15 protein-coding genes are annotated in these 13,231 nt (G+C 67.4%); 9 read left to right on the top strand and 6 right to left on the bottom strand.

Translation table 11 applies throughout. The features are described 5' to 3' along the window. The first annotated feature begins 71 nt into the window (after positions 1-71). Positions 72-1,022 (top strand): choline ABC transporter substrate-binding protein, encoded by a 951-nt coding sequence (gene choX / locus SPICUR_RS08760; RefSeq protein WP_051373261.1) that lies wholly within the window; start codon positions 72-74, stop codon positions 1,020-1,022. On the opposite strand, the gene SPICUR_RS08755 is transcribed toward choX, so the two are convergent. The 5 genes from SPICUR_RS08755 to SPICUR_RS08735 are packed head-to-tail and all read right to left on the bottom strand — an operon-like array spanning position 1,019 to position 6,571. Continuing rightward, positions 1,019-2,113, bottom strand: coding sequence for a DNA polymerase IV (locus SPICUR_RS08755; protein WP_023368136.1), 1,095 nt, complete (start codon positions 2,111-2,113; stop codon positions 1,019-1,021). The two genes, choX and SPICUR_RS08755, sit on opposite strands and share 4 nt — an antisense overlap. Beyond that, a complete protein-coding gene (locus SPICUR_RS08750; RefSeq protein ID WP_023368134.1) occupies positions 2,094-3,470 on the bottom strand; it encodes an alpha,alpha-trehalose-phosphate synthase (UDP-forming) in 1,377 nt (458 codons plus the stop codon). Before SPICUR_RS08750 ends, SPICUR_RS08755 begins: the two co-directional genes overlap by 20 nt. Continuing rightward, complete coding sequence (locus SPICUR_RS08745; protein ID WP_051373260.1) at positions 3,467-5,284, bottom strand: glycoside hydrolase family 15 protein; 1,818 nt, start codon at positions 5,282-5,284, stop codon at positions 3,467-3,469. Before SPICUR_RS08745 ends, SPICUR_RS08750 begins: the two co-directional genes overlap by 4 nt. After that, entirely contained in the window at positions 5,236-5,997 is a 762-nt protein-coding gene (otsB, locus tag SPICUR_RS09810) for a trehalose-phosphatase (RefSeq protein WP_023368130.1), read from the bottom strand. Before otsB ends, SPICUR_RS08745 begins: the two co-directional genes overlap by 49 nt. Then, positions 5,990-6,571: a YajG family lipoprotein gene (locus SPICUR_RS08735; protein ID WP_023368128.1), complete on the bottom strand. Its 582-nt coding sequence runs from the start codon at positions 6,569-6,571 to the stop codon at positions 5,990-5,992. Before SPICUR_RS08735 ends, otsB begins: the two co-directional genes overlap by 8 nt. Before the next feature lie 135 nt (positions 6,572-6,706). Between SPICUR_RS08735 and SPICUR_RS08730 the strand changes: the two genes are divergently transcribed. The 3 genes from SPICUR_RS08730 to SPICUR_RS08720 are packed head-to-tail and all read left to right on the top strand — an operon-like array spanning position 6,707 to position 8,344. Further along, the gene (locus SPICUR_RS08730) at positions 6,707-7,609 is read left to right on the top strand and encodes a mycobacterial-type methylenetetrahydrofolate reductase (protein ID WP_023368126.1); all 903 of its coding nucleotides are present in this window, start codon (positions 6,707-6,709) and stop codon (positions 7,607-7,609) included. A 7-nt stretch (positions 7,610-7,616) separates the two neighbouring features. Continuing rightward, positions 7,617-8,111: an MOSC domain-containing protein gene (locus tag SPICUR_RS08725; RefSeq protein WP_041381876.1), complete on the top strand. Its 495-nt coding sequence runs from the start codon at positions 7,617-7,619 to the stop codon at positions 8,109-8,111. Next, complete coding sequence (locus tag SPICUR_RS08720; RefSeq protein ID WP_023368122.1) at positions 8,108-8,344, top strand: hypothetical protein; 237 nt, start codon at positions 8,108-8,110, stop codon at positions 8,342-8,344. Before SPICUR_RS08725 ends, SPICUR_RS08720 begins: the two co-directional genes overlap by 4 nt. Here the strand turns inward: SPICUR_RS08720 and SPICUR_RS08715 are convergent. Continuing rightward, entirely contained in the window at positions 8,333-9,763 is a 1,431-nt protein-coding gene (locus tag SPICUR_RS08715; RefSeq protein ID WP_023368120.1) for an FAD-binding oxidoreductase, read from the bottom strand. The two genes, SPICUR_RS08720 and SPICUR_RS08715, sit on opposite strands and share 12 nt — an antisense overlap. Positions 9,764-9,874: 111 nt before the next feature. On the opposite strand from SPICUR_RS08715, the gene SPICUR_RS09620 reads away from it, so the two are divergent. The 5 genes from SPICUR_RS09620 to thiE all read left to right on the top strand — a co-directional run bounded on the left by SPICUR_RS09620 (position 9,875) and on the right by thiE (position 13,206). After that, the gene (locus tag SPICUR_RS09620; protein ID WP_023368118.1) at positions 9,875-10,444 is read left to right on the top strand and encodes a YfaZ family outer membrane protein; all 570 of its coding nucleotides are present in this window, start codon (positions 9,875-9,877) and stop codon (positions 10,442-10,444) included. 19 nt (positions 10,445-10,463) lie between these two features. Continuing rightward, positions 10,464-11,552: a polysaccharide deacetylase family protein gene (locus SPICUR_RS08705; protein WP_023368116.1), complete on the top strand. Its 1,089-nt coding sequence runs from the start codon at positions 10,464-10,466 to the stop codon at positions 11,550-11,552. Continuing rightward, the gene (locus tag SPICUR_RS08700) at positions 11,549-12,322 is read left to right on the top strand and encodes a metallophosphoesterase (RefSeq protein WP_023368114.1); all 774 of its coding nucleotides are present in this window, start codon (positions 11,549-11,551) and stop codon (positions 12,320-12,322) included. The genes SPICUR_RS08705 and SPICUR_RS08700 overlap by 4 nt, the downstream gene beginning before the upstream one ends. Positions 12,323-12,397: 75 nt before the next feature. After that, complete coding sequence (locus SPICUR_RS08695; RefSeq protein WP_041381874.1) at positions 12,398-12,568, top strand: rubredoxin; 171 nt, start codon at positions 12,398-12,400, stop codon at positions 12,566-12,568. A gap of 2 nt (positions 12,569-12,570) precedes the next feature. Next, on the top strand, positions 12,571-13,206 hold the full coding sequence (gene thiE / locus SPICUR_RS08690; RefSeq protein WP_023368110.1) for a thiamine phosphate synthase: 636 nt from the start codon (positions 12,571-12,573) through the stop codon (positions 13,204-13,206). Positions 13,207-13,231 lie beyond the last annotated feature (25 nt).

Here is a 13,231-nt window from a genome sequence, read left to right as displayed (position 1 = left end):
TTGACCGCTCAATCAATATTGTGGTGAGCTTGATGGTGCTCAATTCGAGTCTGAAATTGTCTGGAGATTGTATGAAAACCCCAATGATCGCGACCCTGGCCGGGGCCGCACTGGTCTCTCTGACCGCCATGAATGCCAATGCGAGCGAGCCGGAGAGCTGCCAGACGGTGGGCCTGGCCAATGTCAACTGGACCGGCGTGACCATCAAATCGGAGATGATGGACTACCTCCTCGACACGCTGGGCTATGAGACCGACCTGACCACCGCCTCTGTCCCGATCGCCTTCCAGTCGGTGGCTGACGGCCAGCGTGACGCCTTCCTCGGCCTCTGGCTGCCGACCCAGGAGAGCATGATCACCCCCTATCTCGAGGACGGTGAGATCGAGCAGCTGAGCGCGAACCTCGAGGGCGCCAAGTACACCCTCGCGGTCCCGGAGTATGTCTGGGAGGCCGGCGTCCGCGACTTCTCTGATCTCGACGAGTACAAGGAGCGCTTCGAGGGCCGGATCTATGGCATCGAGGCGGGCAACGACGGCAATGCCGCCATTCAGTCGATGATCGACGACGATGCTTTCGGGCTGGGCGACTGGGAGCTCATGGAATCCTCCGAGGCCGGCATGCTCACCCAGGTGCAGCGCTCGGTCCCCCGGGATGAGTGGGTCACGTTCCTCGGCTGGGCCCCGCACCCGATGAACATCAACATCGATATGCGCTACCTCACCGGCGGCGCTGAGTATTTCGGTCCCAACCAGGGTGGCGCGACGGTCTACAGCATCGCCACCGCCGGCTACACGGATCGCTGCAGTAACGTCGGCCGGCTGCTCGAGCAGTACGCCTATTCGGTGGAGGAGCAGAGCGAGGCGGGCGGTTATGTCATCAACGATGACCAGTCCCCACTGGCCGCCGCGCAGTCGCTGGTCGCCGACAAGCCGGAAATGCTCGATCGCTGGCTCGATGGCGTCACGACCGCCTCGGGTGAAGGTGACGCGGTTGAGGTGATCCGCGAGGACCTGGGGCTTTAATCCCCCGTCGGGCGTCCGTCGCTGTCGCTCGCCACGAGCCCTGACAGCTGAACGCCGAGCAGGCGCACCGCGCGATGCAGCCGGTGCGCGAACAGACACTGGTGGACGAGCGCCGCCAGTGTCTCCATCCCGTCAGTGGGTTCGGTCAGGCTCCGCGACCGGGTATGCGTGGTGAAATCGCGATAGCGTAGCTTGACGGTCACCGTTCGGGCGCCGAGCCGGCGCTCCCGCAGCTGCTCGCAGACCCGCTCCAGCATCAGCCGGGCCTCGTGATCGAGCCGTCCGCTACTCCGGCAGTCCGCCTGAAAGGTCCGCTCGCGGCCGATGGACTTGCGGATACGCTCGGTCTGTACCGGCCGCTCGTCGATCCCCTGCGCCGACGCCATCAGCGACTGCGCATGGCGCGGACTGAATTCGGCGGTCAGCTGTTCGAGGGGCAGCGCGGCGAGATCTCCGACGCATTCCACCCCCAGGCCGGCCAGGCGTTCCGCGGTTCGCGGGCCGACACCATGCAGGGTCCGTACCGGCAGCGGCCAGACCCGTTCGCGCATGTCGGCGCGGCGCAGCCAGGTCAGGCCGTCGGGCTTTTCCAGATCCGAGGCGATTTTCGCCAGCAACCGATTGGGGCCGATACCCACCGAGGCCACCAGATCGGTGGTGGCGTGGATGGTTGCCTTCAGCTGCCGGCCGACGGCCAGCGGATCATCCGTCCGCGCGCTGATGTCGAGATAGGCCTCATCGAGGCCCACCGGCTGGAGGCGTTCACTGACCGCGGCCAGACAGTCGAAGACCTGGGCCGAGGCTGCGTGATAGGCGGGGAAATCCACCGGCAGGAACACCGCATCGGGGCAGAGCCGCGCGGCGGTGCGCAGCGGCATGCCCGAGTGGATGCCGAACACCCGCGCCTCGTAGGTCGCCGTGGAGACGACGCCGCGTCGGCTCGGATCGCCGCGCCCGCCAACGATCACCGGCTGGCCGCGGAGCGCTGGCTGGCGCTTGAGCTCCACCGAGGCAAAGAACGCATCCATGTCCACATGCATGATGATGCGGGCCGCTTCGGTGGGGCCGGGCTCAGCTGCGCTCGCCGCCAAGATCATTGAGAAAGCGCTGTTCCCAGGCACCGATGTCGCGCTCGCGCAGGACCGCCATCATGCGTTGATGGCGACGCCGGCGCTCGGGCAGGGGCATGGCCAGCGCCTGGTTGAGCCCGGCGGCGATGGCATCGGTGTCGTAGGGGTTGACCTGGATCGCGTCGGTCAGCTCGGCGGCGGCACCGGTCAGATCGGAGAGCACCAGCACACCGGGACTGTCCGGATCCTGGCTGGCGACGAACTCCTTGGCCACCAGGTTCATGCCGTCGCGCAGCGGCGTCACCACACCCACCCGCGCGGCGCGGTAGAGCCCCATCACCGCGCCGCGATCGAAGGTGCGGTTGAGGTAGTGGATCGGCGCCCAGTCGAGATCGCCATAGATGCCGTTGATGTGCCCGCTCAGCCCCTCCAGCCGCTGGCGCAGCTCGGCGTACTCGGCGATATCACCGCGCGACGGACTGGCGATCTGCATCAGCACGGTATGCCCGCGGCGGTGGGGATAGTCCTCGAGTAGCGCCTCGAACGCCCGCAGGCGCTGCTCGAGGCCCTTCGAGTAGTCGAGTCGGTCGACACCGATCATCAGATCCCGCTCGCCGAGGCCATCGAGCAGCCGCTGTACGGCCGGGGTGGTGAGCGTCTGGGCGGATAGATCGGCGAGCCCGTCCACCGCGACGCCCACGGGGTAGACGCCGGTGTGCAGATCGCGGTTGCGATGGCGCAGGCAGCCGGAGGATCGCACCAGCGCACCGATGGCGCGGGTCGCGGATTCCTCGAAGGCGTGGCGGTCATTGTCGGTCTGGAATCCCAGCAGATCGAACCGGCAGAGGTCTTCGAGCAGCGCGCGGTGGCCGGGCATGGCGCGGAGGACGTCGTAATCGGGGAACGGGATATGCAGGAAAAAGCCGATGCGGTTGCGCAGGCCGCGCTCACGCAGTTCGCGCGCCAGTGGCATGAGGTGGTAGTCGTGGATCCAGATCGTGTCACCGGGCCCGATGAGCGGCGCGAGGATGTCGGCGAAGCGGGCGTTGACGCGGGCATAGCCGTGGGAATACCGGCGCTGGTAGTCCATGGCCCCGAGGTTGAAGTGGAACACCGGCCAGATGACGGCGTTGGCATAACCCAGGTAGAAATCGTCGTAGTCGTCACGGGTCAGCGGGATCGTCGCGTAGTCGATGCCCGCGTGATGCAGGTGGTCGGGATGCGCGGCCGGCGTGTCGGTGAGCTGGCCGGACCAGCCGAACCAGAGCCCGCCCCGTCGCGACAGGGCATCGGACAGGGCGACGGCCAGCCCGCCGGCCTGGGGGCGATCCGGGTTGGGCAGCGGGACGCGATTGGAAACGACGACCAGTCGACTCAAAGGCTCTCCTCCCAGCTGCGGCTCAGATGCATCGCTGAGTTGATCAACCCCACCATACTGTAGGTCTGCGGGAAATTCCCCCACAGCTCGCCATGCGCCGGATCCAGGTCTTCCGAGAGCAGACCGAGCTGCGTGCGATGGCCGAGCATATTCTCGAACAGTCGCCGCGCCTCGTCGCCCCGACCGATCGCCTGGAGGGCGTCGATGAACCAGAACGTACAGATGTTGAAGGCGTTCTCCGGGCGGCCGAAATCATCCGCCGCGGCGTAGCGGAACAGGTGATCGCCCCGTCGCAGCTGGTGCTCAATGGCCTCCACCGTGCTGATGAACCGCGGGTCGTCGGCGGCCAGGAAACCCAGCTCGTGCATCAGCAGCAGACTGGCGTCAAGGCTGTCGCCACCGAAGCTCTCGACAAACGCGGTATGCGTCTCGCTCCATGCCTCGCGGCAGATGCGGGCGTGGATGGTGGCGGCATGATCGGCCCAGTGCGCGGCATCGGCATCCAGCCCGAGCTGTCCGGCGATGCGGCGCAACCGGTCGCAGGCCGCCCAGCACATCATGGCCGAGTAGGTGTGGACGCGGGCCCGGCCGCGGTATTCCCATATCCCGGCATCGGGCTGGTCGTAGCGCTCAACGGCCTCTTCGCCGAGCGCGCAGAGCCGCTGGTAGAGCGATCGATCGCCAGGCCGCTCGAGGCGCTCGTCGAAAAACGCCTGGGTGGCGGCGAGGATGACGGTGCCGTATACGTCGTGCTGGATTTGATGATAGGCGGCATTGCCGACGCGCACCGGGCCCATGCCGTGATACCCGCTCAGCGCATCGGCGGTGGTCTCATCGATACGGCGCTCGCCGCCGATCCCGTAGAGGGGCTGGAGGCGGTGATCGTCGCTGCCGGCGACGAGATTGATGATGTAGCGCAGAAACCCCTCCATGGTGCGGGTCGCGCCCAGCCGGTTCAGCGCATGGACGGTGAAATAGGCATCCCGCAGCCAGCAGTATCGATAGTCCCAGTTGCGGCCACTATCCGCCGCCTCGGGGATGGAGGTGGTGATGGCGGCGATCACGGCACCGGTGTCCTCGTAGGCGGAGAGCTTGAGGGTGATCGCGGCCCGGATCACCGCCCGCTGCCATTCGAACGGGATGGCGAGGGAGCGCGTCCAGTCCTGCCAGTAGGCCTCGGTGCACTCGAGAAACCGCCGACTCATCGCCGCCACCGACTCCTTGACGCTCTCGTCGGGGCCGAGGATGAAGGTCATCGTTGTATCGACCACGAACGGCGTCTCATCAACGACATGGGTGAGCGGCGCATCGGTGGTGACGCGCAGGACCTGCTCGTTGCGGATGAAGCGCACGTGATTGCTGCCGCGCGTGGTGGCGGGCGCGGCTCCATCCCAGCCCGTCACCGGTCGCAGGCGGGTGCGGACGACCGGGTGGCCGCGGATCACCTCCAGGCGGCGGAGGATCATGACCGGCCGGTAGGTGCGCTCGTACTGGCGAAACCGTGGACAGAAGTCGGTGATGCGCAGCACGGCACCGTAGCGGTCGGTGAGCTCAGTACACAGCACGGCCGTGTTATGGCGATAGAACTGGGTGACGTCGCACTGATCACAGAGCTCGATGCTGAAGTGGCCGCGGTCGGTATCGTCGATCAGCCGCGTGAAGGCGGGTTCGGCATCGAACCGCGGCAGGCAGGACCAGACCAGCCGGCCCTGCGGATCGATCAGCCCCGCGAGCTGGCCATTGCCGATCAGGCCCAGTTCGAGGTTCAGGCGAGGGGTTGGGGTTGGAGCTGCCGTGCCAGCCGAGTCAGCCATTGGTATGCCTCATTAACGGATGCCAGTTCGTAGCCGGCCGCGGTGGGTCGGTCGGTGCCGACGCGGATGGCGTGACCGCCAAGCCGGTTGACGGCCGCGAAGGCATCCTCGTCGGTTACATCGTCCCCGAGACAGACCGGCGTCCGGCCCAGGAACGGCGGTTCGGCCATGAAGGCCTCGATCACGGTGCCCTTGTCGTGGCCGGCGGGCCGGACCTCGAGCACCTGTTTGCCTGACTGCATCCGGAACGATTCGCCGAGCGACTCGCAGTGGTGCTCGACCAGCGCCCGGGCGGGACGCTCGAGGGTCGGATCACTTCGATAGTGGAGGGCGAGGGCATTGCCCTTGTCCTCGACCCGCGCGCCTGGATGCTCGTGGGCGAACGCCTGCAGCGCTTCGCGCAGGCCGTCGAGCTGATCGCGGCGGTCTGCCGGGCGGTGGATGCGCCCGTCGTGGGTACGCCGCTCGAGCCCGTGCAGGCCGGCCAGGGCCGGCAGGGTCGATCCCAGCAGCTCGTCGAGTCCGTCCAGATGCCGACCCGAGACGATGGCGACGGCACCGCCCAGCGCCCCGGTGAGCGCGCCGAGCAGCCGATGGAGCTGGGCCGGGACGACGACGTGGTCGGGTCGCTCGGCGATTTCCACCAGCGTACCGTCGAAGTCGAGGAACAGCGCCCAGTCGGTCTGCGGTTCGGGGAGCACGGGATCAGCCACGGCCGGTCAGGAACGCGGCGAGTTCCTGGTTCAGCAGGCGATCCAGCGCCTCGCTGATCGCCGCATCGACCACCTCGGCATTCGCCTCGGCATTGGGGGGCAGGGCGCGCTGCGCGGTCCTGGTGGTCTGAGCCTGGCTGGTGAAACGCTCGCCATTGGCATAAGCAACCGCACTCAGCTTCACCCGGGTGGTGAGGTCGTAGGGGATGCCCACCGCGACATCGTGGCGGAGGGTCTCGATGCCGATCTCGATGCGCGGCTGCCGGCCGTCATCCCAGAGCCGCGGTGTGAAGCCATAGCCGCGCAGCCCTTCAGCGGCGGCCAGCTGGACGCTGTAGGCCAGATCCTGAGCGGCGACCAGCCGGACGATGCTGCGGTTCGGGTTCTCCAGAACACCCAGATCCGACTGACTGCGGCGGTCCACTACCTGCAGGCCGACATCCTGGTCGCCGCCGGCGATCCCCTCGGTCGCCGGTGGCGCCGGTGACAGACGCAGATTCTGGGTGCCCTGACTGCAGGCGGCGAGCAGGGCGGTCGCGGTGATCAGCAGAACGATACGCAGGGTTTGCTTCATGACTCGGTCCTCGCAAGTGAGGCGTAGAGATTAACATTCCCGCCGCCGGGGTGAGCGGCCCCGACTTGACGGCGACCGGGGGGCGCACGAGACTGCAGCGCTGTTCAGCCATCGAATTAGCCAGGGAAGTGATCCGTGAAAACCGTTCTGGAGGCCGTTCCGCCTGAGCTCCACCGTGGCCAGGCCGCCGTCGAGGCGGTGGTCGAGAAGGTGGCCCGTGTGCAGGCCGCCCGCCCCCTCGATAGTGTGAATATCCCCGAGATCCACGAAGAGCCCTCACGCAGTGATCAGGGCGAGCGCCGGCAGCCCTTCGCGCCGCGCCTCGCGCCGCGTGATCTGGCGCGCATCCTCCACGACCGGCTGGGCGTCGAGTGCATGATCAATCACGTCGTGGTGCATCATCCAAGCGAACAGGCGCTGATCGACTGGGCCAATGAGACCTGGGAGGTCTATGGCATCCGCCGCTTCGTGCTGGTCGGCGGCGGCCGTCATTCAGTGCGCTACCCGGGCCCCAGCGTCACCCGGGCGAATCGATTGCTACGTGAGCGCACCGCCATCGACGCGCTGCGCATCGGCAACATCTGTATCCCCTCGCGGGCGGGCGAGGCCGACCGGATTGCCGGGAAGGTGAGTGCCGGTGCGGATTTCTTCACCAGCCAGATCCTCTACGAGCCCGACGCGTTCATCGGGATGCTGGATGCGCTTGCGCAGCGCGATCGGCTGCCGCGGGAGATCCTGCTGGCCTTCTGCCCGATCCGTAACGCCCGCAATCTGCGCTTTCTGCTGTGGCTGGGGGTGAGTGTCTCGGATGCGCTCTACGACTGGCTGATCGAGGACGACGCCGTGGTGCTGGACCGCTCGCTGGCGCAGATCCGTCGGGCCTGGGCGCGGATCATCACCCATCAGCGTGCGCAGGGCCGGGATTGGCCGGCGCTGGATGTCAATCTCGCGCCCATTGGTCCGATCCCGCCGACGGTGACGGTGGGGCTTGCAGACGAGCTGGCGACGCTCCACGACGCCCCCGCCAACGGGTTATAGTCGCACCATGAAAACGCCGATGCGCCTGCTGCTGAGTCAATACCCACGGTCTGGCCGGCTCGACTGGATCGGGCTGCGGCCGGCGCGCCATGCACCCATCGACAAGCCCACGGCGGCGGCGGTGAATGCCACCGGTCTGGTGGGCGATCGCTATGCCGGCCGCAGCGGCAAGCGCGCGGTGACACTCATTCAGGCCGAGCACCTGCCCGTGATCGCGGCGTTGATGGGGCATCCCCGCATCGATCCGGCCATCACCCGGCGCAATCTGGTGGTCAGTGGCATCAATCTCTACGCCCTGCGCGGTGAGCGCTTCCGGGTCGGGGACGTCCTGCTCGAGGGCACGGGCACCTGTGACCCCTGCTCGTTCATGGAGCAGTCGCTGGGCATCGGCGGCTATAACGCCATGCGCGGTCATGGTGGCATCATCGCGCAGGTGCTTGAGCCGGGATGGATGAACATCGGCGACCCGGTGGTCGCGGAACTGGAGGATGCGACCTCATGAGCGATCTGCCGCGACTGCTTCGGACCGTGGGCTGGGTATTCCTGGCCGTTGCCTTGAACATCGTATTGATCGGCGTCGGCGCGCTGTGGATGAAGATCGGCCCGGCGGCCATCGATCTGCTCCTCGACCCCGCCAATGCCGTTATCTGGCTGACCACCGCGCTGACCTTCGCCCCGGCGGTGGGCAGTTTCTATGCCGCGCGCCTGATGCGCCGCCGGCAGTCATCCAGCTGACGGCGGTCCGTCGGCGGGCGGCACGACCTTACCCGGGTTGAGCCGGTCGTCGGGATCGAGGGCGGTCTTGAGCCGGCGCATCAGATCCTGCTCTACCGGTGATTTCAGCCGCGCCACCTCCTGCGGCTTGAGCTGTCCGACGCCGTGCTCGGCAGCGAACGATCCTGCGTAAGCCATCGCGATGTCGTGGACGCGGCGGGTCAATGGTGCCCATTGCGCCAGGAAGGCCGCATCGGTCATCGCCGTCGGGCGGGTCAGGTTGAAGTGGATGTTGCCATCCCCGATATGGCCGAACGGACAGGGACGGACCCCGGGGCAGGCATCGATCACGGCGCTGCTCGCGGCGTCGATGAACGCCGGTATGTCCGCGACCGGTACCGAGACATCGTTCTTGATGCTGGCGCCGGCCCCCTTCTGCGCGCCGGGGATGCTGTTGCGCAGCCGCCAGAAGTCCGCCGCCATCGCCGGGTCAGCGGCAATGCGGTAGTCACCCATGCCCCGCATCGCCCCCGACAGGGCCTGCTCGAGGCGCTGCGCCAGGCCCGCGCCAGTGGCGCTACTGGTGAGATCGACCAGCAGATACCAGGGATAGGACGCCGCCAGCGGCTCATGGCAGTCCGGCGTATGGGTGATCGCGAGCGAGAGCGGCTCGCGCCCCATGAGCTCGCAACTGGTGATGGTGTCCCCACTGTCCGCGCGCAGCCGGCCGAACAGCGAGACGGCTGCCTCGGCGCTGTCGAGACCGACGATGGCGGTGGCCCGCTCACGGACCGGCGGGAACAGCTTGAGGGTCACGGCGGTGATGATCCCCAAGGTGCCCTCGGCGCCGATGAACAGATCCTTGAGATCATAACCGCTGTTATCCTTGCGCAGGCTGCGCAGCCCGTCCCAGATCCGACCATCGGCCAGCACCACCTCCAGCCCCAGGGCCAGGTCACGGGCGTTGCCATAGCGAAGCACATTCATCCCGCCCGCGTTGGTGGCGAGGTTGCCGCCGATCTGGCAATCGTTTTCAGCGGCATAGCTCAGCGGGAACAGCCGCCCCGACTCGGCGGCGGCGGCCTGAAGGTCGCTCAGCAGGCAGCCGGCCTCGGCGGTCAGGGTGAAATTATCGGCATCGACGCGGCGGATGCGATTGAGCCGCTCCAGCGAGAGGATCACGACATCGGAATGATCGGCCGCCGCGGCACCGCCGCAAAGGCCGGTGTTGCCGCCCCGGGGCACCACCCCGACGCCGTGCGCGGCGGCGAGCTCCATCACCGCGGCGACCGCCCCGGTGTCGGCGGGTCGGACCACTGCCCGGGCCGGGCGACCGGCGAACAGGCCGCGGCGCTCGCTCAGATAGGGATCCATGGCGGGTCCCGGGGTGATGACCGCGTCCCCGCCAAGGCGCTGCTGGATGGCACTGATGATTCCCATGACCTTGATTATCCCACTGCGCCGGGCTGCCGGCCATCATCGGACAATGCCGGCTGGCCGTTCTCGGTGTATCATTTAACTCAAATCAACCATGCCGAGGAAACGGAATCGATGATGATGCGTAATGCGACGCTGGGCGTGCTGATCGGGGTGGCACTGACCCTGCCGGCCGCCGCCGATACACTGGATCTGAACGTCAGCGGTGATGCCGCGCAGCTCGGGTATACCCGAGTCCTGCCGCCGGAGGGGCTTGAGGCCGGCGCAGCCGTGCTGCATCACATGGATAACGGTGATATCGCCGAGGCGAACCTGCATCTGGTGGATCGCCCGCAGCCCGGCCGCGATGCACTGGTTCTGGGCGTTGGCGGCAAGGCGACATTCATCAGTGAGGATCCGCGCGACGCCACCGGTGGTGCGCTGGCGCTGGGCGCCAAGCTGCGCTGGACGCTGCCGAACTATAATCGCGCCGCCGTCGCCGGCGGGCTGTACTTCGCGCCGTCCGCGACGTCGGTCAGCGACATCGACGGCTATCAGGAATACGCCCTGCGCGGTGAATTCCAGGTGCTCGAGGACGCCAATGTCTACCTTGGTTACCGCAACATCGAGCTGGGTTATGACGATGCCGGTCCGGATCGGGATTTCGATGATGGCGTCTTTGCCGGCCTCAATCTCCAGTTCTGATCACCGCCGCCGGCGCGGGGTGAGGGCAGCGGTCGCGTCACTGGCGCTGGCGCTGGTGGTCTGTGCCAGCGCTGCGCCGGCCGCCGCGCGGACCGACCAGCCGCCGACCGCGCCGGAGACCGTGGCATCGGTGCTGATGTACCACCGGGTTGGCAATTCCGATCATCCCACCACCAACGTCACCACGGCGCAGTTCAAGGCCCATCTCGATTACCTCCAGGCGAACGACTTCGAGATCGTGCCGCTTACCCGGGTCATCGAGGCCATGGAGCTTGGCGAGCCATTGCCGCCGCGCACCGTTGCGATCACCTTCGACGATGGCTATCAAAGCGTCGGCCGCACCGCCCATGCGCTCCTGACCGAGCGCGGCTGGCCGTATACGGTGTTCGTCAATACCGCGCCGGTGGAGGCGGGGATGAAGGGCTATATGAGCTGGGACCGGATGCGCGAACTGGCCGCTGACGGGGTGCGGTTCGGCAACCATTCGCGCTCCCACAACCCCCTGTTCTTCCGCCGCGAGGGTGAGTCGCGTCCCCAGTGGCGTGACCGGATCCGGGCCGATCTGACCGCCGCTCAGACGCGGCTGCGCGAGGAGCTGGGTGAGGCGGTCCATCAGTCGCCGCCGCTGCTCGCCTATCCCTACGGCGAGTACAGCCTGGCGCTCATGGATACGGTCGCGGATCTCGGCTTCGTGGCATTCGGTCAGCAGTCCGGTGCCATCGGCCTGCATGCCAGTTCCCTGGCGCTGCCGCGTTTCTCCTTCAACGAGCGCTATGGCGATGTCGACGGATTCGCGGTCAAGGTCCACTCGCGGGCGCTACCGGTCACCGACCAGTCACCGCTCAATCCAGTCCGCGACGATCGCGAGGCGCCGCGCCTGTCACTGACGCTGGCGCCGGCCACCGATCTGCGGACCGATCAGCTGGCCTGTTACTACCAGGGCGAGCGCCTGACGCCGCAACGCCTTGAGGCCGACCGACGTTTCGCGGTGCAGGGCGAGGCCGGACTCCCGATGGGTCGCAGCCGCTATAACTGCACCGCTCCGGATGCGGACGGCCGCTATTTCTGGTTCAGCCAGCTCTGGGTGGTCGGAGACGGCGGGACATGAGCGTCGCGCCAACCAATGGCCATCGGCTGCTGCAGATCACCGACACCCACCTGTATGCCGATCCCGAGTCGGTCCATGCCGGTGTCGTGCCGGAGCGGCGGTTCCGGGCGGTGATGGCGGCGCTGTCGCCGTGGCTCACCGATGCCCAGGCGATCCTGCACAGTGGTGATCTGGTCCACGATGGCTCGATCGCCGCGTATCGACGGCTGCGCTCGGCATTGCTGGCGGTTGAGCGCCCCGGGCGGGTGATCCCCGGCAACCATGATGATCGCGGGTCGCTGCGATCGGTGTTCGCCGGTGATCCCGTCAGCGCCGAGCGCACGCTGGTGGTGGGGGACTGGACGCTGATCGGTCTCGATTCGCTGCAGCCCGGTCAGGTGCCGGGTGTCCTTGCCGACGATGAGCTGGCGGCGCTGGATGCGGCGCTGGCGGCGATGACCACCCCCTGGTGCCTGATCGCCGTGCATCACCCGCCGGTCCCGGTGGGGACGGCCTGGCTCGACGCCATCGGCCTCGAGCATCCGGAGCCGCTGTTGCGCCGGATCGATGCCGATCCACGCGTGCGTGGGGTGATCAGCGGGCACGTGCATACGGCGTTCAATGGCCGCTGGCACGGGCGCCGCATGCTGACCACGCCGGCCACCGCCGCCCAGTTTCTGGCTGGCGCCGAGCGGTTTACGACCGATCCCAGCGCGCCGGGATTCCGCTGGCTCGATCTGCGCGCCGACGGCGGGATCGATAGCGGTGTGGTGCGCGTACCGATGCAGTGATCGGTTGCACTTTCCAGGCCCTGATGCGGTCATTAGGCTTGCAGGGTTAATTCACAGGTAATGGAGGTTAGCGCGATGGAGTATCGCTCGTGGATGTGTGTGGTCTGTGGCTGGATCTATGAAGAGGAAGACGGGCTGCCCGATGAGGGGATCGAGCCGGGTACCCGCTGGGAGGATATCCCCGATGACTTCGTCTGCCCCGAGTGCGGCGCCGGCAAGTCTGATTTCGAGATGATCGAGATCTGATCATGACCGCGCGTATCGCCGGGCTGTATGTCATCACCGACGCGCGCTGGCCCCGGCCGGTGGCGTTGGAGACCGCGGTCGCGGCGGCGCTGCGTGGCGGAGCGCGGGTTGTGCAGTACCGCGACAAATCCGAAGACGCCGGGCGCCGACAGCGCGAGGCCGCGGGTATTGCCGCGCAGTGCCGTGCGGCGGGTGCCTGTTTTATCGTCAATGATGACGTCGAGCTGGCGCGTGCCGTGGATGCCGACGGCGTGCACATGGGCCGGGACGATGGCGATGTGGCGGCCATCCGCGCAGCGCTGGGTCCGGAGCGGCTGGTGGGGGTGTCCTGCTACGGGGATCTCGACCGCGCCCGGGCGGCCGTCGAGGCCGGGGCCGACTATCTGGCCTTTGGCAGCGTCCATCCATCGCCGACCAAGCCCGAGGCGGCCGTGGTGCCGCTGTCCGTCTTTGCCGCGGCGCGTGAGTTCACCGACCGGCCCCTGGTGGCCATTGGTGGCATCAACGCCGATAACATCGCCGCGGTGACGGCGGCCGGCGCGGACGCGGTCGCCGTCGTGGATGCCGTCTCCGGCGCGGCGGACATCGAGGCGGCCACGGCCGACCTGATCGTCCGCGGCTTCGGCCCGGCGTCCTGATTCATTCCCAACGCTGCAGAGAATA

It is taken from the genome of Spiribacter curvatus (assembly GCF_000485905.1).
In the GTDB taxonomy this organism is placed as follows: Bacteria; Pseudomonadota; Gammaproteobacteria; order Nitrococcales; family Nitrococcaceae; genus Spiribacter; species Spiribacter curvatus.
Note: the sequence above shows the minus strand (reverse complement) of the source record. Positions and strands in the feature narration are given on the sequence as shown.

Bases quoted from the DNA above. Each gene is read 5' to 3' on its own strand.
- choX (WP_051373261.1), top strand. From the start codon at position 72: ATGAAAACCCCAATGATCGCGACCCTGGCCGGGGCCGCACTGGTCTCT.
- SPICUR_RS08745 (WP_051373260.1), bottom strand. From the start codon at position 5,284: ATGGCTGACTCGGCTGGCACGGCAGCTCCAACCCCAACCCCTCGCCTG.
- SPICUR_RS08720 (WP_023368122.1), top strand. From the start codon at position 8,108: ATGAGCGATCTGCCGCGACTGCTTCGGACCGTGGGCTGGGTATTCCTG.
- SPICUR_RS08695 (WP_041381874.1), top strand. From the start codon at position 12,398: ATGGAGTATCGCTCGTGGATGTGTGTGGTCTGTGGCTGGATCTATGAA.
- SPICUR_RS09620 (WP_023368118.1), top strand. From the start codon at position 9,875: ATGATGATGCGTAATGCGACGCTGGGCGTGCTGATCGGGGTGGCACTG.
- SPICUR_RS08725 (WP_041381876.1), top strand. From the start codon at position 7,617: ATGAAAACGCCGATGCGCCTGCTGCTGAGTCAATACCCACGGTCTGGC.
- thiE (WP_023368110.1), top strand. From the start codon at position 12,571: ATGACCGCGCGTATCGCCGGGCTGTATGTCATCACCGACGCGCGCTGG.
- SPICUR_RS08735 (WP_023368128.1), bottom strand. From the start codon at position 6,571: ATGAAGCAAACCCTGCGTATCGTTCTGCTGATCACCGCGACCGCCCTG.
- SPICUR_RS08700 (WP_023368114.1), top strand. From the start codon at position 11,549: ATGAGCGTCGCGCCAACCAATGGCCATCGGCTGCTGCAGATCACCGAC.
- SPICUR_RS08715 (WP_023368120.1), bottom strand. From the start codon at position 9,763: ATGGGAATCATCAGTGCCATCCAGCAGCGCCTTGGCGGGGACGCGGTC.